Annotated in this window: 22 protein-coding genes; 17 read left to right on the top strand and 5 right to left on the bottom strand. The window is 61.9% G+C overall.

What is annotated here, in order from left to right:
* Positions 1–824 precede the first annotated feature (824 nt).
* Positions 825–2384 (top strand): ABC transporter substrate-binding protein, encoded by a 1560-nt coding sequence (locus tag L981_RS22150; RefSeq protein WP_043621161.1) that lies wholly within the window; start codon positions 825–827, stop codon positions 2382–2384.
* Between the two features lie 111 nt (positions 2385–2495).
* Here L981_RS22150 and L981_RS22155 read toward each other — a convergent pair whose 3' ends face one another.
* Both L981_RS22155 and L981_RS22160 read right to left on the bottom strand, forming a co-directional pair.
* Positions 2496–3893, bottom strand: a complete 1398-nt coding sequence (locus L981_RS22155; RefSeq protein WP_043621164.1) for a family 16 glycosylhydrolase — start codon at positions 3891–3893, stop codon at positions 2496–2498.
* A 179-nt stretch (positions 3894–4072) separates the two neighbouring features.
* Positions 4073–4681, bottom strand: coding sequence for a TetR/AcrR family transcriptional regulator (locus L981_RS22160; protein WP_043621167.1), 609 nt, complete (start codon positions 4679–4681; stop codon positions 4073–4075).
* A 98-nt stretch (positions 4682–4779) separates the two neighbouring features.
* Here L981_RS22160 and L981_RS22165 point away from each other — a divergent pair, with 98 nt between their 5' ends.
* Together L981_RS22165 and L981_RS22170 are read left to right on the top strand one after the other, a co-directional pair.
* Complete coding sequence (locus tag L981_RS22165) at positions 4780–5502, top strand: NIPSNAP family protein (RefSeq protein ID WP_043621170.1); 723 nt, start codon at positions 4780–4782, stop codon at positions 5500–5502.
* Between the two features lie 111 nt (positions 5503–5613).
* Positions 5614–5802, top strand: coding sequence for a hypothetical protein (locus tag L981_RS22170; RefSeq protein ID WP_043621173.1), 189 nt, complete (start codon positions 5614–5616; stop codon positions 5800–5802).
* 48 nt (positions 5803–5850) lie between these two features.
* Here L981_RS22170 and L981_RS22175 read toward each other — a convergent pair whose 3' ends face one another.
* Positions 5851–6828, bottom strand: coding sequence for a L,D-transpeptidase (locus L981_RS22175; protein WP_043621176.1), 978 nt, complete (start codon positions 6826–6828; stop codon positions 5851–5853).
* 242 nt (positions 6829–7070) lie between these two features.
* Here L981_RS22175 and L981_RS22180 point away from each other — a divergent pair, with 242 nt between their 5' ends.
* From L981_RS22180 to L981_RS22205, 6 genes are read left to right on the top strand one after another with little or no spacing between them, the layout of a single operon-like run.
* Entirely contained in the window at positions 7071–8093 is a 1023-nt protein-coding gene (locus L981_RS22180; protein WP_156134187.1) for a LacI family DNA-binding transcriptional regulator, read from the top strand.
* A gap of 34 nt (positions 8094–8127) precedes the next feature.
* Positions 8128–9084: a substrate-binding domain-containing protein gene (locus L981_RS22185; RefSeq protein WP_043621179.1), complete on the top strand. Its 957-nt coding sequence runs from the start codon at positions 8128–8130 to the stop codon at positions 9082–9084.
* Entirely contained in the window at positions 9084–9887 is an 804-nt protein-coding gene (locus tag L981_RS22190; RefSeq protein WP_043621218.1) for an ATP-binding cassette domain-containing protein, read from the top strand. The genes L981_RS22185 and L981_RS22190 overlap by 1 nt, the downstream gene beginning before the upstream one ends.
* Complete coding sequence (locus L981_RS22195; protein WP_043621182.1) at positions 9884–10885, top strand: ABC transporter permease; 1002 nt, start codon at positions 9884–9886, stop codon at positions 10883–10885. Before L981_RS22190 ends, L981_RS22195 begins: the two co-directional genes overlap by 4 nt.
* Before the next feature lie 5 nt (positions 10886–10890).
* Positions 10891–11958, top strand: coding sequence for a phosphotriesterase (locus L981_RS22200; protein WP_043621185.1), 1068 nt, complete (start codon positions 10891–10893; stop codon positions 11956–11958).
* A gap of 39 nt (positions 11959–11997) precedes the next feature.
* Complete coding sequence (locus L981_RS22205) at positions 11998–12765, top strand: glutamine amidotransferase (protein ID WP_043621187.1); 768 nt, start codon at positions 11998–12000, stop codon at positions 12763–12765.
* A gap of 31 nt (positions 12766–12796) precedes the next feature.
* Here the strand turns inward: L981_RS22205 and L981_RS22210 are convergent, their stop codons facing one another.
* Positions 12797–13696 (bottom strand): ribokinase, encoded by a 900-nt coding sequence (locus tag L981_RS22210; protein WP_043621220.1) that lies wholly within the window; start codon positions 13694–13696, stop codon positions 12797–12799.
* Positions 13697–13721: 25 nt separating this feature from the next.
* On the opposite strand from L981_RS22210, the gene L981_RS22215 reads away from it, so the two are divergent.
* The 8 genes from L981_RS22215 (at position 13722) to L981_RS22255 (ending at position 21215) form a co-directional block, all read left to right on the top strand.
* A complete protein-coding gene (locus tag L981_RS22215; RefSeq protein ID WP_043621188.1) occupies positions 13722–14564 on the top strand; it encodes a BtpA/SgcQ family protein in 843 nt (280 codons plus the stop codon).
* A gap of 2 nt (positions 14565–14566) precedes the next feature.
* Positions 14567–15214 carry a TenA family protein gene (locus tag L981_RS22220; RefSeq protein ID WP_043621190.1) on the top strand — a complete coding sequence of 216 codons (648 nt, stop codon included), beginning with the start codon at positions 14567–14569 and terminating at the stop codon, positions 15212–15214.
* A gap of 24 nt (positions 15215–15238) precedes the next feature.
* Positions 15239–16489 (top strand): Zn-dependent hydrolase, encoded by a 1251-nt coding sequence (locus L981_RS22225; protein ID WP_043621192.1) that lies wholly within the window; start codon positions 15239–15241, stop codon positions 16487–16489.
* 141 nt (positions 16490–16630) lie between these two features.
* Positions 16631–17161: a sigma-70 family RNA polymerase sigma factor gene (locus L981_RS22230; protein ID WP_043621195.1), complete on the top strand. Its 531-nt coding sequence runs from the start codon at positions 16631–16633 to the stop codon at positions 17159–17161.
* Positions 17154–17915: an anti-sigma factor gene (locus L981_RS22235; protein WP_043621197.1), complete on the top strand. Its 762-nt coding sequence runs from the start codon at positions 17154–17156 to the stop codon at positions 17913–17915. The genes L981_RS22230 and L981_RS22235 overlap by 8 nt, the downstream gene beginning before the upstream one ends.
* 10 nt (positions 17916–17925) lie before the next feature.
* Complete coding sequence (locus tag L981_RS22240; protein ID WP_043621199.1) at positions 17926–18642, top strand: Bax inhibitor-1/YccA family protein; 717 nt, start codon at positions 17926–17928, stop codon at positions 18640–18642.
* 27 nt (positions 18643–18669) lie between these two features.
* Complete coding sequence (locus L981_RS22245) at positions 18670–19236, top strand: DUF2076 domain-containing protein (protein ID WP_043621202.1); 567 nt, start codon at positions 18670–18672, stop codon at positions 19234–19236.
* 398 nt (positions 19237–19634) lie between these two features.
* Positions 19635–21215, top strand: coding sequence for a TerC family protein (locus tag L981_RS22255; RefSeq protein WP_043621206.1), 1581 nt, complete (start codon positions 19635–19637; stop codon positions 21213–21215).
* A 69-nt stretch (positions 21216–21284) separates the two neighbouring features.
* On the opposite strand, the gene L981_RS22260 is transcribed toward L981_RS22255, so the two are convergent.
* Positions 21285–22298: a 2Fe-2S iron-sulfur cluster-binding protein gene (locus tag L981_RS22260; protein WP_043621208.1), complete on the bottom strand. Its 1014-nt coding sequence runs from the start codon at positions 22296–22298 to the stop codon at positions 21285–21287.
* Between the last annotated feature and the right edge of the window lie 365 nt (positions 22299–22663).

Here is a 22663-nt window from a genome sequence, read left to right on the forward strand (position 1 = left end):
ATCCGGCTCGCCCTTCTTCCCCCGAAGCGACCAGCCCTGCCGCTACTTCCGGATGGGATATTCTTCAATTCCAAGCACGAGCATTGCCGAGGGCGTCGCCCGCGTTCGCGCCCGCATCGACAGTCTTTGCGGCGGCAGCGAGCAGACCTTCATCGCAAAGTGACAAGTTGACCGTTCGTGGCTTTCCAGCCGAGCGTAGCGGGCTGGTCAGTTTGCAGTCTAGATTGTCGCCATAAGCGTATTCAATATTGTCGACAAAGACGTTGACAAATACTTTTGGCGTGCGATGGTGCCGCCTAGCAGCAACGAGCTAGGGAGGAGCAGGTTGATGCAAGGGCTTCAGAAGACAGCGTACTCGCACGTCTTTTCGCGATACCAAACATACCCGCCTGCACCGCCGGGCCGGCACGCCTGACATCTCCTCATTCGCTCGCCATTCCCGCTTTCAACGCCGAACATTGGCTTTCTGAACCGCATCCAAAAGCGGCGCAGAGATGTGTCCCTGTTCGAGTTGATGCCTAGCGTTGGCCATCGAACGACCGCTATCGACAACAGGATCTGGCGCTTCAAGCATTGCCAGGAGGCTTTCGCTTGGGCGGATCGCCATCCAAGAACGCCAGTTGATCAAGATCCCCGCATAGGCCCTCGAGGGCCTTTGCGGGGATCGATACGACCGAGAAGGTCATGCCCGCGCCAGCAATAGCTCATGCCACTGGCCGCCCCCATCGGGCGGCGAGACGGACGGCCTGTGCGCCGTTCTTGCCTCTTAAAAAGAAGATTCCCGCTCAAGGGGACCGGTGACCTCAACAAAGGAGAACAGCAGAATGCTCAAGAAACTGATCCTCGCAGCCGCCATGTCGACGGCGCTTTCCGCGGCGGCTCACGCGGAGACGCTCAAATGGGGCTCTTCGCGCGATATCTACTCGCTCGACCCCTATTCCTATGGCGACAGCTACACGCTGTCCTTCCTCAATCACGTCTATGAGGGGCTCGTGCGCTTTGACGCCGACCTCAAGATCGAGCCGGCCCTGGCGACCTCCTGGGAGACGGTATCGGACACCGTCTGGCGGTTCCATCTGCGCGAGGGCGTCAAGTTCCACAATGGCGCCGATTTCACGGCCGATGACGTGATCGCCTCGCTGACGCGGGTTAGCGATCCGGCATCACCGCTGCGGGGCAACCTCCCGGCCTACAAGTCTGCGAAGAAGGTCGACGACCGCACCGTCGATATCGAACTGACCGGCCCCTATCCCCTGCTCTTGAACGACCTGACGAACATCCACATTTTCGACGCCACATGGCTCGCCGACAACAACTCGCTGAAGCCGACGGATGTCGGCAAGAAGATCGAGGGCTACGCAACCTATCACACCAACGGTACGGGCCCGTTCAAGCTCGAAAGCCGCACGCCCGACAGCAAGACCGTTCTCGTCAAGAACGACGAGTGGTGGGACCCGGCGAAATCCAACATCGATCGCATCGAGTTCACGCCGATCGTCTCGGCCGCAACACGCGTGGCGGCACTGTTGTCAGGCGAGATAGACTTCACTGAGAATGCGCCGGCGCAGGATCTCCCACGCCTTCTCGCGCAGCCGGACCTGAAGGTCATGGAGCGCACGGACCTTCGCACCATCATGATGGGCTTCAACCGCAAGCCGAAACTGGCCGACGGCGTCGACAACAAGTTCAACGACCTGCGTGTCCGCCAGGCCGTCGCCCATGCGCTCGACACAGAGCTTATCCAGAAGCGGGTCATGCGCGGCAAGTCGAGGACAGCGGGTGCGATCGTTGCGCCGGAGATCCCGGGATATGTCGAGGCACTGGACAAGGTCGTACCGTACGATCCCGAATTGTCGAAGAAACTGCTTGCCGAGGCCGGCGCCAGCGATCTCCCCTTCACGCTCGTCTGCACGAACGAGGCCTATGTCAACGAAGAGGAACTTTGCCAGAGCATCGTCAACATGCTGAGCCGCGCCGGCTTCAAGCCGCAGCTCGACATCGGCCCGACGGCGGCACAGGCGCCCAAGCGCACGGGCGGTCTGTCGGACGTCTACATCATCGGCTGGGCGAACGAGCCGATGCTCGACAGCTACTCGATCCTGCTTCAGATGATCGAAACGAGGAGCGACAAGGCGGGCGTCTTCAACTGGGGCGGCTGGAGCTATCCTGAGATCGACAAGCTGATCATCCAGGCCTCGACGGAAATGGACCGGACGAAGCGGCTCGATCTGCAGACCAAGGCAATGCAGATGGTCAAGGACGAGATCATCATGCTGCCGCTGCACCAGCAGCCAATGGCCTGGGTGATGAGCAACAAGATCGATAAGGTCGCTCAGCTCGCCGACAACAAGCCGCGCCATTGGCTCACGCATATCGCGGAGTAGCCCTGTTGCGGAGCTGGAACGGCGGAACGTTGCGGCTCCCCTTCACTACCAGATAGGCTCAGTCGGTGTCGGCAGCGTGGATGCTGCCGGCTCCCTTCGTCTCTTGCCCGTCTAGATCAGCCAGTCGTCGTCGAGCGCATAGGCGGCGATGGAATCGATCTGCATCTCCGCCCCATCGTCAAAATCGCCATCGGGCGTACCGGCCATTCCGCCTACCGCGAGATTGACGAGCATGTACATCGGCTCGTGCATGTCCGCTGGGGTATCGGCGCGGGCGATCTCCGTGTCGTCGAAGTACCAGACGATCTCGTCTTCCGTCCAAAGCACGCCGTAATCGTGGAACCCGTCGGTATCGGCGACTTGCGCGCCGTCTCTGACGATCGTGTGCTCGCCGTTTTCGTTGGAATGGGCGGTGGTGATGACGGTGTTGGCGTCCTGCCCGCGCATTTCGACGACATCAAGCTCCGGCGGCCAGGAACCGTCGGCGGGGAGCAGCCAGAAAGCGGGCCAGGCGCCTTGATCGTCCGGCATGTCGGCCCGCATCTCGAAGTAGCCGTAGGTCTGGGCAAAGGACGAATAGGTCGTCAACATCCCGGACGTGTAGTCATAACCGCCGATCTCGGACTGGATCGCCTCCGGTGCACGTTCTGCGGTGATCGTTAGAACACCATCCTCGACCGAAAACGGGTTGGCGGATGCGGTCGGCCCGTAGCCCGGATTGATGTACCATTGCAGCTCACCGTTTTCCGAGAGCGTCGCCCCCTCCTCCGGCGCCCACCAGTATTTCGCGTCCCAAACGCCGCTTGCACCGTCGATGAGCTGAAGCGTGTCGAAATCGTCCGAGAAGGTCTGCGTCAGGCCGGATCGGTCCAGGCTCAACTGGAACTGGCCTTCTTGCAATTCATCGGCTGTCGTATCGGCCAGGACCAGGCTTTCGCCATCGTCGAGATGGAGGCGGAGATCGTTTCCCTCCTGGGCCGCATTCGCCAGCAACTCGTCGAACGAAGTGATCCCGTATCCGTCGAGGCGAATGGTATCGTTGGAACTGAAATCGGCGACAAGGTCGCTGCCGTTGCCGCGCCCGAACACGAACGTATCCGAGCCTCCGGAACCGATCAGCACGTCGTTGCCGGCGCGTCCATCGATGGTCTGGCTGCCGGAGCCACCGGTAATGATGTTGTCGGCCCCATTGCCGAAGGCGTGTCGGCCGTCACCGGTGACGGTCAGGTTTTCGAAATTCTCCGGCAAGCTGTAGCTCATCCAGGTATCGATCGTGTCGATCCCTTCGCCGGGTGCCTCTTCAGCCCGGTTCGCCGATGAATAGAGGTAGTAGATGTCGTCGCCCGTGCCGCCCAACATGGTCACATCGACGGAACTGTCGCCCCAGATCGAGTCGTTGCCGGGTGTTCCGTAGAGCGTGGACCCGGAGCCGGTTGCGGAAAACCATGCGGTCGAACTTCCGCTGTAATGGAGCGGTTGTCCGAGGGCGTTCATGGCTGTTCTGCTCATCGAGAAGTCTCCTGTTTATTGGAGTGCCCCTTCCCGATGAACACCTCTAGCATTTAGAGCTGTGGCCTGTCGCCCACACCGGCGACATTTGCGAAGAATCTCGAATGAAGGCCTTTGGCTTGGAAGCCGAAAGGGTGCCAGAACCACCAACCGAAAGCGGGCGCATCGGTCGGACCGACCTAGGCGTATTTGGACGCGAGAAGGGCTGCGAGCTCCGCCTGACAGTTCACGAGCGGGCGCGTGTCCTGACTGGCTTTTGCCATCGCCATGGCGCCGGAATAGGCGGCGATGATGAGGGTCGCGAGACTGTTAGGTTGAATGTCGGCGACGCGTTTCAGGCGGATGTCTTCGTGGAATCGCGCCGCCAGCGCTTTCTCCCAGGCGTCGAAAATCGCACCCAGTGCCTCCTGCATCTCGTCATCGTGCTTGGATACTTCGATCGCCATATTGTTCAGCGGGCAGCCGGAGACGGAACCGTTCTCGGAGAGTTCGTTGATGATCTCGGTGAAGATCTGATCGATTGCTGCAGGCGTATCGCTGGAGGCATGCAGCGGTTCGATCCACGTCTGCCGCACCGTCTCGGCAACGCGGTCGCGGATAACGGCCAATCCAAGTTCCCGTTTGGCCGGAAAGTGATGCGCCATGGCGCCCCCCGATACGGAGGCCTTCGCGCGCAGTTCCGACATTCCCGTCGCGAGGTATCCTTGTGTGACAAAGGCCTGGTAGGCCGCATCCACGATCCTGCGGCGCACCGCTTGCGGGTCGTTGGTTCTTTTGTGTTCGATCATGACCGTCACCTGAAAATCCGATTCAGATAGTGCCTTGACAAAACAGGTCGCTCAACCTGTTATTAAAAACAGGACAATCGACCTGTTTTGGAGGAATCATGAAACCGCACGCCGTTTACGAACTTCGCCGCTACCGACTTCATCCCGGCGGAAGGGAGCGTCTTATCGATCTGTTTGACCGCGAATTCGTCGACCCGCAGGAAGCGCTTGGAATGCGTGTCGAAGGTGAATTCCGCGACTGCGGTGATCCCGACGCCTTCGTTTGGGTACGGTCCTTTGCGGATATGGAGACGCGAACGGAGGCGTTGGCGGCGTTTTATTCGGGGCCGGTCTGGAAGGAGCATGGATCTCTAGCCAACGAGACGATGCTCAACTCGGACAACGTATTGCTGCTGAAGCCTGTCGCCGGCACACAGCCGTTTGCTCGCAAGCTTGCTAGGGAGAAGGAGGCACGGTCGACCAAAGGTCTCGTCACTGTGAACATCTGCTCGCTGGCCCCCGGCATGGAGGACCGTTTCGCCGCATTCTTCATCGCCGAGGCGCTGCCGATCCTCGAAGAAGCCGGCGCTCGCATCGAGGCGGCTTTCGTCACCGAACGCAGCGCAAACGCCTTCCCGCGGCTTCCCGTCCGTGAAGGCGAGACGGTGTTTGTCTGGTTTGAAATGCATGAGGATGAGGACGGCCTTTCACGGCATCAGGAGCGGTTGAGCAACGACGTCAGATGGACCAGTGAGGTCTTTCCTCGAATGGATAGCCAGTGCTGGCGAAGGATCGAGGTTTCGAGGCTGACCCCGACGTCGCGCTCGCTCTGCACCCTGTAGCCGTCGCTCATCCACTATGGCTCGGCACGCATAGGCGATAACCGCCGGGAACGTATCTCGGCGGAACCAAACCGGCCTCCAAACGTTGTGTTGGGTTAGGGGAGGCACGGAATGAAACACACGGATGTTCGAACAGTCGACAACTCCCAGATCAAGCATATCTGGGACGTCGCGGATTATTGCCGGCGGACCGGTATTCACAAGACCGAAGAGCTGCGCCTGATCAAGGTGCTCGGCAGATACGCAACCAGCCACGAGCTTCAGATGAACATCGTGCGCGTTCAGACGCGCATCCGCTGAAGTTGTGACTTGGGAATTGCGCGAACGATCACCGGCGTCTTCGGTAGCTTAGTCGACGAACTTGACGATGACGCCAGGCTTGACCATCGCCGCCAACTCCTCCGCATCCCAGTTGGTCAGGCGAACGCATCCGTGCGATCCCGACTTGTCGATCATCGAAGGCTCCGGCGTCCCGTGAATTCCGTAGGTGGGCTTCGAGAGATCGATCCAGACGGTGCCGACCGGCCCGTTCGGGCCACCCGGCAAGGTCAGGACCTTTCGGTTGTCGCCCTGCTTGAAGTTGATCCTGGGATTGTAGACGTAGGGTGGCATTCGGGCGACGCCTTTGACCTTGTGCGTTCCCGAAGGAGACGGTGTCTCCCGGCTGCCGATCGTCGCCGGATAGGCCGCGATCAGCGTACCATCGGCGCTAAGCGCCAAGATTTGACCGGTGCGCCGGTGTGCTTCGATGCGTTTGACCGTTCCTTGCCTCGGCGCCCCTGGGTTCACAACGGAGACCGTATCACCGACCGAGAACGTTGAAATCGGATTGAGCGCCTTGAGGAGATCGATATCCATGTGGAAGCGCTCTGCCAGCCTCTCGGCGACGCTCGTGTATGCGAGATGATCCATCTTCGCCTGCTCGGAATAGTCTTCGGGAATCTCAGCCACCAACCCTTTGACGTCGTCCTCGGAGAGGACATAGGGCTCGACCACCGTCGTCTGCTCCAACAGTCGCCCGATCACGTCGGCGTCCAGTTTTCCGTCAGCGGGCAGGCCTTGCATGGTCTCGAAGGCGGCGATCGCCTTGGCGACATTCTCGCCGGCGAAACCATCGATCACGCCGGGCGAAGCCCCTGCCCGATCGAGAAGAACCTGAAGTCGGACGATGGCGGGATCTGGCGTGTCCGAGGTCTCGGTCCTTCGTTCCAGCGATGTGGGCGTGATCGACGCACGGTCGATGGTTTCTGGCTGAAGCGCCTGGGCATTGGCCAGACCGGCGGGGGATAGCAGCACTACCGCCGCCAATAGAACCTTGTTTTCCATGATCGCTCAATCGATCGGGGCGCTGATTTGTTCCCGCCTCGCGGCGCCAAGATGCTGTTTTCTCACGAGCAAACGGTATCGGTCTTTCGGTCTTTTCGCCGCCGCCAATCGTCCCAAATCCGTGGCCAGATACGCGCGCCACCGCCGCGTCCGAGAAAGTCTCTTGACAGAACATGAAACTCGAAATCTTATTGTAAAGCGTTTTAGTAAATCGGTTTACAACGGCAAGGGATGGAGCCAAGGTGACCACACGACGCGTCACAGGTCTGAAGGATGTAGCCCGAGCTGCCGGCGTTTCCGTAACGACGGTGTCGCGCCTGCTGAACGGCTCGCTCGACCTGCCCTTCGAGACGAAGAAGCGGATCTCGGATGCGATCCGCGACCTCAATTACCAGCCCAACCCGCATGCCCGCCGGCTTAGCCGCGGTCGCTCCGATACCATCGGTCTTGTCGTTCCCGATATTGCCAACCCCTTCTTCGCGACGCTCGTGGCAGCCGTCGAAGAAGAGGCGGATACCCGCGGTCTTGCCGTCTCGCTTTACGCCACCCTGAACCGGGCCGGTCGTGAGGTCGCCTATCTTCAACTGATCGAACGCAATCACGTCGACGGCCTGATCTTCGTCACCAACCACCCGGATGACGGTCAACTCGCCACCTTGATAAACCGCACCGGCAAGGTCGTGATCGCCGACGAAGACGTCCCGGGCGCCCAGGCACCGAAGCTGTTCTGCGACAACGAGATGGGCGGATCGCTCGCCGGCCGGCATCTGGCCGAATTCGGGCATAGGGATGTGCTCTTCGTCGGTGGCCCCGAAGCGATGATCAGTTCGCGTCGGCGCTTCAACGGTCTTGAGCAGGCGCTGCGCGATGCGTTCGGCGAAGATTTCCGGCTGTCAAAATACGCCGGCGACTACACCGTGACCTTTGGTCGGCAGGCGGCGAAACGCTTCATCGAGGAAGGCCGCCCGGCAACGGCGATCTTCGCCAGCTCGGACGAAATCGCCATCGGCATGATCGAGGTCTTCCGTGACCAGGGGGTGTCCGTTCCTGACGATGTCTCTGTCATCGGCTTCGACGATGTCGGCCCGTTGCATCTTTTCGGTCCGCCCATGACCGCCATTCGCCAGCCGGTCCGAGCGATCGGCGAGCGCGCCCTCTCCCTTCTTCTCGAAACAAACTGGCAGGGCAAGCAGGCTCTCGTCGAAGAGCTCCTGCCAGTCGAAATCGTCGTGCGGAAATCCGTTGCTCCGCCGGCGAAACGATAAATCACGCAATGGAGAACCAACAGAGGATGAGAACATGAACTGGAATTTGAAACGCAGGACCTTAATCGCCACGCTTGGTTTTACGGCATTGACGACCCTCGGCGCGGCTCTTTCGCCAGCCCTTGCCGCCGAAAAGACTTTCGCACTCGTGCAAATCAACCAGCAGGCGCTTTTCTTCAATCAGATGAACGAAGGCGCGCAGAAGGCAGCTGACGCTGCCGGCGCGAAGCTCGTCATCTTCAATGCCAACAACGACCCGGCTGCACAGAACAGTGCGATCGAAACCTACATCCAGCAGAAGGTCGATGGCATCGCCGTCGTCGCAATCGACGTCAACGGCATCATGCCGGCGGTCAACCAGGCGGCCGAAGCCGGGATCCCCGTCGTTGCCATCGATGCAATCCTTCCGGAAGGCCCCCAGAAGGCGCAGATCGGCGTCGACAACGCCACGGCGGGCGCCGACATGGGCAAGTTCTTCCTCGACTACATCAAGACCAACGCCGATGGCAAAGCCAAGATCGGTGTCGTCGGCGCGCTTAACTCGTTCATCCAGAACGTTCGCCAGGAAGGATTTGAAAAGACGATCAAGGATGTCGACGGCATCAGCTCGGCCGGCGTCGTCGATGGACAGAACGTGCAGGACAACGCGCTCGCCGCAGCCGAGAACCTGATCACCGGCAACCCCGACCTGACCGCGATCTATGCGACCGGCGAGCCGGCCCTGATGGGTGCGATCGCCGCGGTCGAAAGCCAGAGCAAGCAGGATAGCGTCAAGGTCTTCGGTTGGGATCTGACCGCCCAGGCGATCGCCGGCATCGACGCAGGTTATGTCACCGCCGTGATCCAGCAGGATCCTTCTGCAATGGGCGCCGCCGCCGTCGACGCTCTGAAGAAGGTCTCTGACGGCGGCAGTGTCGAAAAGACCATCGCCGTGCCGGTAACGATCGTCACCAAGGACAACGTCGAGCCATATCGGGCGATCTTCAAATGATGACGACTGAAAGACAGCATCCTCCCGCTGTCGCTGGTGTCGGGGGGGCTTTGCCCTCCCGCACCGGTGTCAGCCCCCGCGTGTCCCTCAAGGGGATCGTCAAGACGTTCGGATCGCACCAGGCGCTGCGCGGCGTCGACCTCGATATTTATCCCGGCGAATGCCTTGGCCTCGTCGGTGACAACGCCGCCGGCAAATCGACGCTGACGAAGGTCATCTCGGGAACCTACATTCCCGATGGCGGAACCATTACCCTGGAAGGCGAAGAGGTCCGGTTCTCAGGACCTGCAGATGCGCGCAACCGCAACATCGAAATGGTCTTTCAGGACCTGAGCCTTTGCGACCACATCGACGTGGTCGGCAATCTCTTCCTCGGCCGAGAAATCAGCAAGGGACCATTCCTCGACACGAAGACCATGCTCGCCGAAGCGCGCAAGATGCTCGACGCGCTGGAAATCCGCATTCCGCGGCTGACCGGCAAGGTCGCCCAGCTCTCGGGTGGACAGCGCCAGGCGATCGCGATCGCGCGTGCCGCATCGTTCAATCCGAAGGTCCTGATCATGGACGAGCCCACCTCGGCGCTTGCCGTGGCGGAGGTCGAAGCCGTGCTCGCGCTGATCAATCGCGTCAAGGAAAAGGGCGTCTCGGTCATCCTGATCACCCATCGCCTCCAGGACCTGTTCCGGGTCTGCGACCGCATTGCCGTCATGTACGAAGGCACCAAGGTCGCCGAGCGCGAAATCGGCAAGACCAATCTGGAAGACCTCGTCAAGCTGATCGTCGGGGAAGGAGCCAAGCAATGACGGCCTACACCGAACGCGCGAAAGGCTCGCCGGCGGCAGACTTCCTTTCGGAAAACGCCCAGGTCCTGTCGATCGCCTTTTTCTTCCTGGCCTGCGTCGTCTTCTTCGCGGCCACGACCGATACCTTCATGACGCTCGGCAACATTCTGAACGTCATCCGCCAGGCGGCGCCGATCCTCATCGTCGCGGTCGCCATGACGCTGGTGATCATAACCGGCGGCATCGACCTCTCGGTCGGCTCGCAGGTCGCCCTGGTCAATGCGGTCGCAGCCATCGTCTTGGCGATGGGCTATCCCTGGCCTCTCGTCGTCATCGCGATGCTGTTCTTCGGCGCTTTTCTCGGCTTCGTGCAGGGATGGTTCACCGCCTATCAGGGGATTCCGGCCTTCATCGTCACGCTTGCCGGCCTGTCGATCCTGCGCGGCTTGGCGCTCTATCTGACGCAGGGCTATTCGATCCCGATCAAGGATGCTCCCGGCTTCTTCATGCTCGGCCGCGGCGAATTGCTGGGTATTCCGATGCCTGCCCTGATCGCGGTTGCGGTCGCGGTTGCCGGCTATGTCGTCATATCCTCGACCAAATACGGCCGCCAGGTCGTCGCTGTCGGGTCCAACATGGAAGCTGCCCGCCGCGTCGGCATGCCGGCGAAATGGGTGATCGCTTCGGTCTATATGATCGCTGGCGTCGCCTGCGCCCTTGCCGGCCTCTTGATCGCTGCGCGCCTCGGCTCCGGTTCCTCGAATGCGGCCGTCGGCTTCGAGCTTCAGGTCATCGCCGCGGTGGTGCTTGGCGGGACGTCGCTGATGGGGGGCCGCGGAACGATCCTGGGCACCGTGCTCGGCACCATGACGATCGCGGTCATCGGTAACGGCCTCATTCTCATGCATATCTCGCCGTTCTTTACGCAGATTGTTACCGGCGCGATCATTCTCGTTGCGATCTGGCTCAACACCCGGATCTTCACCGCCAACTTCCGCTTCGGCGGCAGGAAGAGATAGCCGTCATGACACAAGAACTGTCAGAGGCGCATGTGCGCACAGGCAAGGTGATGACGGTGACCGGGGCGATCGGCGCGGATCAACTCGGCGTCACGCTGATGCACGAGCATATCCTCAACGATTGCCGCTGCTGGTGGAACGCGCCGCAAACGAAGGAGCGTCAGTATCTCGCCGAAGGCTTCGTCTGCATGGAGATCCTTGGCGAACTGCGTCAGGACCCCTTCGTCAACAAGCACAACATCACGCTTGACGACGAACCTTTGGCAATCGCCGAATTGCAGGCTTTCGCGACTGAAGGCGGCCGCACGGTGGTTGAACCCACCTGCAAGGGCATCGGCAGAAACCCGCTGGCCTTGCAGCGGATCTCCAGGGCGACGGGCCTCAACATCGTGATGGGAGCCGGATACTATCTTGCCTCCTCGCATCCGGCCGAGGTCGCCGACATGAGCGTCGACCAGATCGCCGACGGCATCGTCCGCGAGGCCATCGACGGTGTCGACGGCACGGGCGTCAAAATCGGACTGATCGGCGAGATTGGCGTCTCCTCCGATTTCACCCCAGCCGAGGAGAAGTCCCTGCGTGGGGCCGCCCGGGCGCAGGTCCGGACCGGTTTGCCGCTGATGGTGCATCTGCCGGGCTGGTTCCGGCTCGGACATCGGGTACTCGATGTCGTTGCCGAGGAAGGTGCGGATTTGCGCCACACCGTGCTTTGCCACATGAACCCGTCCCACGACGACTTCGCCTATCAAAGCGAGCTCGCCGAACGCGGTGCGTTCATCGAATACGACATGATCGGCATGGACTTCTTCTATGCCGATCAGCAGGTGCAATGCCCGAGTGACGAAGAGGCGGCACGGGCGATCGCCAGGCTGGTGGACGCCGGCCACATGGACCGCATCCTGCTCTCGCACGATGTGTTCCTGAAAATGATGCTCAGCCACTACGGAGGCAACGGCTACGCCTACGTGCTGCGCCACTTCCTGCCGCGCCTCAAACGGCACGGACTGGACGACGGCGCGCTCGACAGAATGATGCGGGACAACCCCCGCTCGGTATTCCAAACCGGGGCCTGACATCGGCTCCCAACGCAATTCAAGACATACGGATAGACCATGACAAGGAAAGTGCTTCTCGTCGGCGAGAGCTGGGTAAGCTCCGCCACCCACTACAAGGGCTTCGACCAGTTCGGCAGCGTCACCTTCCACCTGGGCGCGGAACCGCTCGTCAAGGTGCTCAAGGACAGCGAGTTCGAGCTGACCTACATGACCGCACACGACGCCGTGGACCAGTTCCCCTATGAGATGGCCGGCCTCGACCAGTATGATGCGATCATCCTGTCGGATATCGGCGCCAACTCGCTGTTGCTGCCGCCGGCGGTATGGCTGCATTCGCGCACCGTTCCGAACCGCTTGAAGCTCATCAAGGCCTGGGTCGAAAAGGGTGGAGCGCTGCTGATGGTTGGCGGCTACTTCTCCTTCCAGGGCATCGACGGCAAGGCGCGCTGGCGCCGCACGGCCGTCGAAGACACGCTTCCGGTGACCTGCCTTCCCTATGACGACCGCGTCGAAATTCCCGAGGGTGCCGTCGCCGACGTCGTCAAGCCGGATCATCCGACCATGGCGGGGCTTTCGGGCAGCTGGCCGTTGCTTCTCGGCGTCAATGAGGTGGAGGTTCGCGATGGAGCCGAGGTCATCGCCCGGCTGCCGGAAGACCAGGGCGGGCACCCGCTGCTCGTGCTTGGCGGCTTCGGCAAGGGGCGCACCGCCGCCTGGACGTCCGATATCGGCCCACACTGGCTGTCGCCGGCATTCTGCGAGTGGGAAGGCTACGGCCGCCTCTGGAAGAACATCCTTGGATGGATGACGGAGACGGCGCGCTAAGCACGGCGAGGATCGCGCGCTGGGAAGAGCCTCAGCGCGCGGCGAGGATCGCTTGCAACTGCTCGATCGACGGAAACGCCGAACGGGTTCCGGGACGGCTGACGGTGATGGCGGCGGCTCGTGTTGCATGTTCGATCGCGGTGCGATCGAGACGACTGCCACGGAGTGCGGCGGATGCGAGCGCCACCGCCATGAACGTGTCGCCGGCGCCCGTGGTATCGACGACGTCACATGCGACGGCGCCGATCCGGACACTGCTTTGGGCGGTGACGAGCATGGCTCCGTCGCCGCCGAAGGTCAGAACGACTTCGCGAACGCCGGCCGCAAGCAGCTTGCGGGCAGCCTCTTCGCCGCTGGTGCCGGTCATTGCCTGCGCCTCGCCCTGATTGAGGAAGGCGATGTCGATCAAGGGCCACAGGGTGCCGAAATAGGGACGCAAGGGAGACGGATTGAAGGCGGTGATCATGTGGCGAGCGCGTGCAGCTTCAAGGACACCGCGTGTCGTTTCGTCCGACAGGTTTCCCTGGAGCACGGCAAGGTCACCGGGGACCGCGTCGGTCAGCGGAGCGATGGCGTCGGCAAGCGTGAGGTTCTGGGCTGAATCCGTGGTCGTGATGTTGACGTTCTCGCCATCCGGCGTGGTCAGCACGATCGAGAAGTCGGTGGACTTGCCGAGGACCGGCACAAGCCTGCTGACGACCGGCTCGCTCGCCAGATGCTGGCGGATCATGTCGGCGCGAAAACCGTCGCCGAAGGCTGCGACAAGGCTCGTCAGCAGGCCCGTGCGGGCCATGACGACAGCCTGGTTCGCACCCTTGCCACCGAGGTCCCGGGACCGCTGGCTACCGTGGATCGATGCGCCCGCGGCCGGCATTTCCGACACAGCGATGGTCTCGTCCACCGTCACATTACCGATTACGTAAGCGTGCATGAACATACCTTCGAAAGGGAGAGAAATGCAGGAAATATCTGACAAGTCCTCAAGCGCCATAAGGGAAATATTCGGGACTGACAAGGTTCTGATCGGCATGATCCATTGCCCGGCCTTCCCCGGTGCGCCGCGTTATCGGGGCGCCGATATGTCCGCGATCTACGACGCCTGCATGCGCGATGCCGAGGCCTTGGTCGAGGGTGGGCTGCATGGCCTGATGATCGAAAATCACGGCGACGTGCCGTTCTCCAAACCGGAAGATATCGGCCACGAAACGGCGGCCTTCATGTCGGTCGTCACCGACAGGATCGCGCGGGCGACGGGCGTGCCGCTCGGCATCAACGTTCTTGCCAATGCGCCGATCCCGGCCTTTGCCATCGCCATGGCTGGCGGTGCCAAATTCATTCGCGTCAACCAGTGGGCCAATGCCTATGTCGCCAACGAAGGCTTCATGGAAGGGCGGGCCGCAGAAGCGATGCGCTACCGCTCATTGCTGCGTGCCGAGCACATCAAGGTCTTTGCTGACAGCCATGTGAAGCACGGCGCCCACGCTATCGTTGCCGATCGCTCGATCCAGGAACTGACGCGCGACCTCGCCTTCTTCGACGCCGATGGCGTGATCGCCACCGGTCAGCGCACCGGCAACACGGCAACCATCGAGGAAATCGAGGAAATCGGCTCGGCGACGAACCTGCCGCTTCTGGTTGGCTCGGGCGTGACCAAGGACAACATCGTCGAAATCCTCAAGCGCACCAACGGCGTGATCGTCGCCTCGTCGCTGAAGCAGGGCGGGGTCTGGTGGAACCCGGTCGATATCGAGCGAGTGAAGGCTTTCCGCGCCGCTGCCGAACCCGCGCTGGAGGCGTGACGATGGCGGCTGAAACGCTTTCGCAACAGATCCTGCGGGAAAACGCTGCCGTCTTCGAAGCCATGGTGAACCATCGCTTTGTCGAGGACATAGTCATGGAGCGCCTGCCCACACCGGTTTTCGAACGCTATCTCGTCTATGAGGGTGCGTTCGTGGAAACCGCGATCTCGATCTTCGCCTTCGCGACGGCGAAAGCCGAGACGATCGAACAGAAGCGCTGGCTGATTGCAGTTCTGGACGCGCTCGCCAACCAGCAGATCGCCTATTTCGAACGCATTTTTGCCGAGCGCAACATCGATCCCGGCGCCTATGATCTCGATGTCGCCGAGGTCGAGGCTTTCCGAACGGGCATGCTGGAGATCGCCCGGAACGGCGGTTTCCTCGATACCGTCGCTGCCATGTTCGCGGCCGAGTGGATGTACTGGACCTGGTCGAAAAGGGCCGTCCGTTCATCGTTTGCCGATCCGCACTTGAAGGAATGGGTCGAGATGCACGCCGATGATGAGTTCGCGGCCCAGGCGAAGTGGCTGAGCCGAGAACTGGATGCGGCCGGCAACACGCTCGACGCTTCCGAGCGCAAACGCCTGAGCGCTATCTTCGGGCGAGCGCAGCAACTGGAAATCGCCTTTCATGATGCAGCCTACAGCTGATCAAGGCGACATGTGAGAACGGCCATGACCTCTCGAACAACGATCAACGGCAAGCGCCTGCTCAAGCGTCTCGACGATTTCGCAAGGATCGGCGGGACGCCGGCCGGCGGCGTCAACCGGCAGGCTTTGTCGCCGGAAGATCGCGCCTCCCGCCTGATGCTGGCGGAACTCGCGCTTGCGCGCGGTTTTCGCGTCTTTCAGGATCCGATGGCAAACCTGTTCATCAGGCGGGAGGGCCGTTTTCCTCATCGCCCGCCGTTCGTCATCGGCAGCCACCTCGACAGCCAACCGACCGGCGGGCGCTTTGACGGGGCACTCGGCACCCTGACGGCCTTTGAGGTGATGGAGAGCCTCGAAGATTCCGGCATCGACACTGATCTTCCGCTCGAGGTCGTCGCTTGGACCAACGAGGAAGGAAGCCGCTTTGCCCCGGGCACGATGGGATCGATGGCTTTTGCCGCCGGCGCCATCCCCGAGGCCTGGTCCGATCTCCGCGGGCGCGATGGCGCGTCGTTCGTCGAAGAGTTGGAGGCAACACTGAAAGCCTTGCCGGAAGCCGAAATGCGCCCGCTTGGCTTCCCGATCTCCGGATACCTGGAGCTTCATATCGAACAGGGCCCGTCGCTCGAACGGGAGAACATACCGGTCGGTATCGTCTACGGCATCCAAGGCACGCGGTGGTTGGAGGTCACGATCGATGGACAGGCAGCGCATGCCGGCACGACGGCGCTCGAATTTCGTCGCGACCCGATGGCCGCCGCCGTGGCCGCGCTTGAACCACTTTACAAGAATGCCATGCCGAGCGACCCGCGCGCACGCTTCACCGTCGGCCGCTTCGCGGTCGAACCAGGTTCGGTGAACGCGATACCGGGTTCGGTCACGTTTACAGTCGATCTGCGCCACCCGGAGACCAAAGCCATCGACGATCTGGAGGCGCGGGTCCGGCAGGCATGTGACAGCGCGTCGAAAGCGAACGGTTGCCAGAGCGCAGCGCGGCAAATCTTCGACATGCCGCCCGCCCTCTTCTCGGACGACCTGCTCGCCTGTCTCGGTCGCGCCGCCGCCTCGCTCGGGTTGAAGACCAAGCGCATGCTCTCCGGTGCCTTCCACGATGCCCTGTTCGTCAGTCGCGTTGCGCCGGCAGCCATGATCTTCGTGCCTTGCCGAGACGGGCTCAGCCACAACGAAGCGGAATATGTCGAGCCCGCGCATTCCATCGACGGTGCCCGTATGCTGCTTGCCGCTACCCTCGAAGCGCTAGCCGCGAGCACATAGGGGCAGAGCTCGGGCAACCAAGGCGCAAGCGCGCTCTGCTTGTGATGGCGAATATGCCATCCGAATGCGCCGCGTCCGGGTGGATGATATTTTTTTCGTCGACCATGGATGAGAAATCGCATCGGCTCCGTATATGCGTGTATGGATTCGAAAAAGGGTGCTTTCGACGTTATTGGGCAGCTGGCCGCGCTGCGGCGCTATGCGCGTTCGCTCGCGCGCAATTCGCCCGACGCTGAAGATCTCGTCCACGATGCCCTGGTGAGAGCCTACGAGCGGCGCTCGACATTCCGATCGGGCGCGAACCTTCGCAACTGGCTCTTCGCCATCGTTCGCAACGCCCATATCGATCGCGTGCGGTCGGCGATGTCGCGCGGCCAGCGTGACGGCCAGACGGCGCAGGAAGCGGCGTCGTCCTACCCGGCCCACCAGGAACACAGCGTCCGGCTCGCGCAGGTTCGCGAAGCGTTCATGCTGTTGCCGGAAGAGCAGCGCGAAGCCCTACATCTCGTTGCGGTCGAAGATCTCTCCTACCAGGAAGCGGCCGATATACTCGACATTCCCGTCGGGACCTTGATGTCGCGCGTCTCGCGCGCACGAGCGGCGCTCAGGGATTTCGAAAGCGGTCGCAAGAAGCCCAACCATCTGAAGCTTGTCGGAGGCGACAATGACTGACGTCGATACGATTACCGATGGCGATCTCGACGCCTACATCGACAATCAGCTGGATGCGACCGGTCGGCTACGGGTCGAGACCTGGCTTGCCAGGAACCCGGATGCGGCGGCGCGCGTCATGGCCGACCTCGGCATGCGCACCACGCTCAAGCTGGCGATGACGTCGGACGCCGTTGCCGGCCGTCCGGAAACGCGCGAGGCGGCTCGGCGCCTTTCATCTGGCCTGGCCAATGCGCGCGTTTGGAACGCGCTGCAGAAGGTTGCAGCGGTCGGCTTGCTGGTGTCGGTCGGGTGGATTGCCCATTCGGCCGTCGGCCCGAGCGAAGTCAATGCCTCGGCCCATCCCCCGGCATTCGTGGAACACGCCATCCGCGCCCATCAGACCTCGCTCGTCCGGGCGGGAATGCCGTCGCAGCCGGAGGTCCAGACCTACGACCGGGACGACATTCGTGCCGCGACCGCCATCGTCATGCCGGAGCTCCCGAAGGGCTGGAACGTCGTCGATGTCCAGGTATTCCCGTCGGAATTCGGCCCCAGCGTCGAGATGAGCGTCAAGACCGATGCGGGCACGGTCATTTCACTTTTCGCCGGCAGGCCCGGTCGCTTTGCGGTCGAACCCGTGAAGGACCTCAACCTATCCAATGCCGAGGCTGCCTGGTGGCAGGTCGGCGAGGTTGCCTATGCCGTCGTTTCAAGCACGCCGGGCATCGGCCTCAGCGACGAGGCCGAGCTTCTCAAGAACTCACTTTACTGAGGAAACCTTCATGTATCAGAACCAGAACCGCTTCGGCGGTATGAGCCAGGCTTCGGCCGCCGCCCTCGACGAGGGCCTTCGCCAGCACATGCTGCGCGTGTTCAACTATATGGGCCTCGGCCTCGTGGTGACGGGCCTCGTCGCCTTCGTCGTCGGTACCACTCCGGCGCTTTACGTGCCGATCTTCTCCACCCCGCTGAAGTGGGTGGTGATGCTGGCGCCCCTCGCCTTCGTCTTTTTCTTCTCGTTCAAGATGCACTCGATGTCGGCATCTTCGGCGCAGATGACCTTCTGGGCCTTCTGCGCCGTCATGGGTCTGTCGCTCGCCTCGGTGTTCCTGGTCTTTACCGGCGCCAGCATTGCCCGCACCTTCTTCATCGCCGCCACCATGTTCGGCGCGACGAGCCTCTACGGCTACGTGACGAAACGGGACCTCGCGAAGTTCGGTTCGTTCATGATCATGGGCCTGATCGGCGTGATGATCGCTTCGATCGTCAACATCTTCCTCGGCTCCAGCGCTCTTCAGTTTGCCGTCTCGGTGATCGGCATCGTCGTCTTCGTCGGCCTGACCGCCTGGGACACGCAGAACATCAAGGAGCAGTATGCCGACAACTTCGACCAGGAATCCCAGCAGAAGCTGGCGGTCTTCGGCGCCCTCTCGCTCTACCTGAACTTCGTCAACATCTTCCAGCTGCTGCTGAACTTTACCGGCCAGCGCGAAGAATAACTGTCGCCGATATCAAGGACATATCTCATGGATCGCAATGATCAGCAGGCCATCGACGGCCTGTTCTCCAAGCTCGCCCAGGCGGAGCGCCAATCCGCTCCGCGCGACGCGCAAGCGGACCGCTTCATTCAAGAGCGGATCGGCCAGCAGCCGGGCGCGCCCTATTACATGGCGCAGACGATCGTCGTGCAAGAGCAGGCGCTGGAAGCGGCTCAACGCCGCATCGAAGAACTGGAAGCGCACAGCGCACAGAGCCAGCAGCGCGGTGGCTTCTTCGCCTCGATGTTCGGCAGCAATGCTGCCCCTCCGCGCCCGGCGCCGCAACAGGCAGGGTATGGCCATGCCGCCCCGAGCTCGCCATGGGGCAACCAGAGCCAGGCTTACGGCCAGGCAATGCAACAGCGCGCCGGCGGCGGCTTCCTCGCGGGCGCCGCGCAGACTGCGATGGGCGTTGCCGGTGGCGTCCTGCTCGGCAACGCGATCGCGGGCATGTTCGGCGGTAACGAGGCCCAGGCCGCTCAACCCGCCGCCCCTGCCCCGGAGCCGGAAGCGCCCGCTGACGACATGGATTTCGGCGGCGACGAAGATATTTGACGCCGCTTTTGGCTTCCGGGGATCATCCCCCTCCCCCGGAAGCCAGCCTCCGATCAAAACCATCCTCTTCTCATGACCCCAGCTGCACCAAGCCCAACGCCCGCCCCCCATCCGGTCACGACGACCAGCCACCTCTCCGGTCGCGCAGGATGGGCCGCGTTCGGCTTGCTGCTTGCCGCCCGCTCACTGGCCCATCCGAGGCGGACCACGCGGCATGCCTGACGACGCCGACCCTGACCAACCTTTATCAGACCCCACAATCGCGGCGCCGCTGAAGCGGTTTCGCAGTCACTTCCGTTGCGCTCGTAGCCGTCTGCCAGACGGGCGGGCGACGCATTTTCTTTTCCCCTTAACAATAGAAGGATTGGCCTTGCCTTGAGGGCTGGCCTTTAAACTCAATGATGTTCGAATGGATGTCTGACCCGGCCGCCTGGGCGGGTCTCGCCACCCTCATCGTTCTCGAGATCGTGCTCGGTATCGACAACCTCGTCTTCATCGCCATCCTCGCGGACAAGCTTCCAGAGCATCAACGGGAAAGAGCCCGACTGATCGGTCTCGGACTGGCGCTGGGCATGCGCCTCGTCCTCCTTGCCTCGATCGCCTGGATCGTGACGCTGACCACGCCTCTGTTCACGGTGCTCGGCGCCGAGATCTCCGGGCGTGACCTGATCCTTCTGTTCGGCGGCCTGTTCCTTCTGTTCAAGGGGACAATGGAGCTGCACGAGCGCCTCGAGGGCCATGCCGGTCACAAGGAAGGCAAGGTGGAGCATGCGGTCTTCTGGCAGGTACTCGTGCAGATCGTCGTCCTCGATGCGGTCTTCTCGCTGGACAGCGTCATCACCGCCGTCGGCATGGTGCAGCATCTTTCCGTGATGATGATCGCGGTCATTGTCGCCGTCGGCGTCATGCTGCTTGCGTCCAAGCCGTTGATGGCCTTCGTGTCGAAACACCCGACCGTCGTCATCCTCTGCCTCGGCTTCCTGATGATGATCGGTTTCTCCTTGATCGTCGAAGGCTTCGGTTTCCATATCCCCAAGGGCTACCTCTATGCGGCGATCGGCTTCTCGGTGCTAATCGAGGCCTTCAACCAGATCGGCCGCCGCAACCGCGAGCGGTTCATGACGACGGGTGACTTGCGCGAACGCACCGCCAATGCCGTCCTCTCGCTCCTCGGTCGACGCAAGAGCGAGACGTCACTCGGCGAAACGGCCGATGTCATCGCGGAGCGGGCGACAGAGGACGAGCTGTTCACGCCGGTCGAGCACGAGATGATCGAAGGCGTGCTGACACTTGCGGAGCGCCCGGCGAAGTCGGTCATGACCCCGAGGCTCGATGTCGAGTGGCTGGATATCGAGGAGAGCGATGACGAGCTGCGCCGCAAGATCATCGAAACAGGCCATTCGCGCTTCCCGATCGGACGCGGCAATCTCGACGAGTTCCTGGGCGTCGCGCTCGCAAAAGACCTTTTGAGAGACCTGCTCGAAACCGGCAAGATCGACTTCAACCGATCGCTTCGCCAGCCACTGGTCGTGCATGAAACCGTGAGCGCCCTGCGCCTGCTCGAGCAGCTGCGACAGTCGCCCCTTCAGGTTGCGATCGTGCTCGACGAGTATGGCTCGATGGAAGGCCTGGTGACGCCGACCGACCTGCTCGAAGCCATCGCCGGCGAGTTTGCCGACGATGATGACGACCAGTTGACGGTCGAGCACGAGGAAGACGGCGCGCTGCTCGTCGACGGATGGATCGATATCCGCCATGTCTCAAAGCTGCTGGACGTCGATCTGGTGGATGAGGCCGACCGCTACTCCACGCTGGCGGGCCTCGTTCTCTGGCGCCTCGGACATCTGCCGAACCAGGGCGAAAGCGTAAGCTTCGGTGGCCTGACCTATGAAGTCGTCGCCCTGGATGGTCGCAACGTCGACAAGGTCCGGATCAGAAGACCGCAGCTGGAGGAGATGGCGGGCGCCCAGCTTCGCTGAGCTTCCGCCAGGCTGCTTCCGCATCGCGAGTTAAACAGCCGCTCCGCCAGTTTTCACGCCCGACAGCGGCTATTCCGCCGGCTCGGGCGTGAAAAACACGTCGGCATGCATGTCCGAGCGGTTCAGGCCGCGCGCAAAGGCGACCTCCATTGCCGCGTCCACCATCGGCGGCGGGCCGGCGACATAGGCTTTCCATCCGTCGAGGTCAGACAGATCCTCGGCCACGGCCCTTGTCACGTATCCACGGCGGTATCCTGCCGAATCCGCTTCCGACAATACGGCCTGGAAGACGAGATTGGGGTGCCACTCGGCGAGCGCACGGAAATGATCGACGAGATAGAGATCGCGCTCGCTGCGTGCGCCGAAATAGAGATGGATCGGCTGTTTCATTCCGTGAGCAAGGGCGGTTTCGACAATCGACTTGATCGGTGCAAGGCCAGAGCCGCCGGCGATGCACAGGATCGGGCCGGAATGGTTCTCCCGCAGATACGAAGATCCCATCGGGTATTCCAGCGCCACCCTGTCGCCTGCCTTCAGAGCGCCGTGCACATGTTGCGAGGTCGCGCCGCCGACGACATGACGAATGTGGAACTCCACACCGCCATCGCCGTGTCGATTGGCCATGGAATAGCTGCGGGCCGGGACCCCTTCGAAGCGGACATCGGCATATTGCCCCGCGACGAACCGCGAACTCGCCCCACCCTCGGCATCGATGCGCACCAGCTTGATGTCGTGCGTGAGGTCCTCCAGATGCGTCACGATGCCGTTTAGCCGTTGGGGCGACTGAGGCGCATCTTCTTCGCCGTTTCCAAGCCATGCCACGGCAGTGTCCGTTACGGGAAGCGCCCGACAGGCGAGGATAAGGCCGCCGGCTTTCTCCTCATCGGTGAGAGCGAAGGGCGAATGCTGGAGCAGCTCCACCTCGCCTTCGATCAGCCGAGACTTGCAGGCGCCGCACCGCCCGGACCTGCAGCCATGGGGGTAAGGAAGCTTGGCCGCGAGCGCGGCGTCGAGAATGGTCTGGTCGGCATACACCTCGAGGTTTGTCCGCGCCGATCGTATGTCTATGCGTTTGACGGTCATATCAAATGTTTCCTCATGAGAGTTCGGATCCGCTCGCCGGCCGGCTTTTGACGGCGGCAAGCGGAAATGCCTGCAGGCTGCGGCTTCCAGCGCTGGTAAGGTCAAGGGGTGTCGGATTACGGCCGACGCTTTTGGGTTCGGATGCCGTAGGCTCAGAATGCGACGGCGAACCTGCACCGATCGCCGGGCGGGACTTTCGGCGCGACCACACCAATGAGAGTGGCGTCGTGCCCCAGCGGAGAGCACGGCTCAATCGTAGGCGGCGGCTCCCCCACCGGAGTGCCGGAGCCGGAGAATACACAAGACGAAAATCCAGATTTTCCAATCTCTTTCCGGCAGATCCTGATCATTCGTATCAGGGTGAG

Source organism: Ensifer sp. ZNC0028 (genome assembly GCF_000799055.1).
Taxonomy (GTDB): Bacteria; Pseudomonadota; Alphaproteobacteria; order Rhizobiales; family Rhizobiaceae; genus Ensifer.

What these genes read in the sequence shown, in the direction of transcription:
- L981_RS22210 (WP_043621220.1), bottom strand. Translation starts at nt 13,696, where the DNA reads ATGCACGCTTACGTAATCGGTAATGTGACGGTGGACGAGACCATCGCT.
- L981_RS22165 (WP_043621170.1), top strand. Translation starts at nt 4,780, where the DNA reads ATGAAACCGCACGCCGTTTACGAACTTCGCCGCTACCGACTTCATCCC.
- L981_RS22215 (WP_043621188.1), top strand. Translation starts at nt 13,722, where the DNA reads ATGCAGGAAATATCTGACAAGTCCTCAAGCGCCATAAGGGAAATATTC.
- L981_RS22200 (WP_043621185.1), top strand. Translation starts at nt 10,891, where the DNA reads ATGACACAAGAACTGTCAGAGGCGCATGTGCGCACAGGCAAGGTGATG.
- L981_RS22170 (WP_043621173.1), top strand. Translation starts at nt 5,614, where the DNA reads ATGAAACACACGGATGTTCGAACAGTCGACAACTCCCAGATCAAGCAT.
- L981_RS22205 (WP_043621187.1), top strand. Translation starts at nt 11,998, where the DNA reads ATGACAAGGAAAGTGCTTCTCGTCGGCGAGAGCTGGGTAAGCTCCGCC.
- L981_RS22175 (WP_043621176.1), bottom strand. Translation starts at nt 6,828, where the DNA reads ATGGAAAACAAGGTTCTATTGGCGGCGGTAGTGCTGCTATCCCCCGCC.
- L981_RS22255 (WP_043621206.1), top strand. Translation starts at nt 19,635, where the DNA reads ATGATGTTCGAATGGATGTCTGACCCGGCCGCCTGGGCGGGTCTCGCC.
- L981_RS22155 (WP_043621164.1), bottom strand. Translation starts at nt 3,893, where the DNA reads ATGAGCAGAACAGCCATGAACGCCCTCGGACAACCGCTCCATTACAGC.
- L981_RS22240 (WP_043621199.1), top strand. Translation starts at nt 17,926, where the DNA reads ATGTATCAGAACCAGAACCGCTTCGGCGGTATGAGCCAGGCTTCGGCC.
- L981_RS22225 (WP_043621192.1), top strand. Translation starts at nt 15,239, where the DNA reads ATGACCTCTCGAACAACGATCAACGGCAAGCGCCTGCTCAAGCGTCTC.
- L981_RS22230 (WP_043621195.1), top strand. Translation starts at nt 16,631, where the DNA reads ATGGATTCGAAAAAGGGTGCTTTCGACGTTATTGGGCAGCTGGCCGCG.
- L981_RS22220 (WP_043621190.1), top strand. Translation starts at nt 14,567, where the DNA reads ATGGCGGCTGAAACGCTTTCGCAACAGATCCTGCGGGAAAACGCTGCC.
- L981_RS22190 (WP_043621218.1), top strand. Translation starts at nt 9,084, where the DNA reads ATGACGACTGAAAGACAGCATCCTCCCGCTGTCGCTGGTGTCGGGGGG.
- L981_RS22150 (WP_043621161.1), top strand. Translation starts at nt 825, where the DNA reads ATGCTCAAGAAACTGATCCTCGCAGCCGCCATGTCGACGGCGCTTTCC.
- L981_RS22160 (WP_043621167.1), bottom strand. Translation starts at nt 4,681, where the DNA reads ATGATCGAACACAAAAGAACCAACGACCCGCAAGCGGTGCGCCGCAGG.
- L981_RS22235 (WP_043621197.1), top strand. Translation starts at nt 17,154, where the DNA reads ATGACTGACGTCGATACGATTACCGATGGCGATCTCGACGCCTACATC.
- L981_RS22245 (WP_043621202.1), top strand. Translation starts at nt 18,670, where the DNA reads ATGGATCGCAATGATCAGCAGGCCATCGACGGCCTGTTCTCCAAGCTC.
- L981_RS22185 (WP_043621179.1), top strand. Translation starts at nt 8,128, where the DNA reads ATGAACTGGAATTTGAAACGCAGGACCTTAATCGCCACGCTTGGTTTT.
- L981_RS22260 (WP_043621208.1), bottom strand. Translation starts at nt 22,298, where the DNA reads ATGACCGTCAAACGCATAGACATACGATCGGCGCGGACAAACCTCGAG.
- L981_RS22195 (WP_043621182.1), top strand. Translation starts at nt 9,884, where the DNA reads ATGACGGCCTACACCGAACGCGCGAAAGGCTCGCCGGCGGCAGACTTC.